The sequence below is a fragment of the Oleiphilus sp. HI0128 genome (assembly GCF_001635365.1).
Genome location: NZ_LWGG01000094.1, coordinates 1 through 615 on the forward strand (window position 1 = coordinate 1; position 615 = coordinate 615).

General features: G+C 45.2%; 1 protein-coding gene and 1 pseudogene. Both read left to right on the forward strand.

The window, feature by feature from the left end; translation table 11 throughout:
• Nucleotides 1-216, forward strand: a pseudogene (locus A3763_RS27875) (hypoxanthine-guanine phosphoribosyltransferase); the annotation flags it as partial.
• Nucleotides 216-615, forward strand: a 400-nt coding sequence (locus A3763_RS01205; protein ID WP_156494802.1) for a chorismate lyase, incomplete at its 3' end; no start/stop codon positions are given. The pseudogene A3763_RS27875 and the gene A3763_RS01205, both read left to right, overlap by 1 nt.

The following is a 615-nucleotide window of genomic DNA, read 5'->3' on the forward strand; positions in this document are numbered from 1 at the left end:
CTCTTACATGTACAGGATTATTGTCGGCAGCAAGGTGCAGCGCGTGTTCTGACGACGGTTTTATTGGATAAGCAACATGACAGAAAGGCGACCAAGGATCTGCTCGCTGACTATACTTGTTTAAATGTTGAGGATCGTTTTGTTTTTGGTTTTGGTATGGATTATCAAGGCTATTGGCGGAATGCGCCGGGTATTTACGCAGTTAAGGGCATGTGATGCTAAAGCCAGCCGCTCGGCGGATACCCGACTGGAAAGTGCCTAAACAATATGGTTCCTGGGTCTTTGATCAAGGTTCACTTACCAAGAGGCTTATCGAAGCATCAAATAATAACTTTAGTGTGCGTGTCACTTATCAAGGCTGGGCTGTACCAAGTCTTGAGGAGAGGCGGATACTAAAAGTGAGAGAGCGTCAGAAAGCGCTGGTCAGGGAAGTTGAGCTGCTTTGTTTCGGAGAAGTATGGGTGATAGCGCGCAGTATTATTCCGAAAACAACGCTAAGTGGTTATGAAAGACAGCTTCAGTATTTGGGAGATAAGCCTTTAGGCGCATTTCTGTTTAAATCCAGAGTTATGACGCGTAGTAAGCTTGAAAGTGTCTCCTTGGTGAAACAGTTTA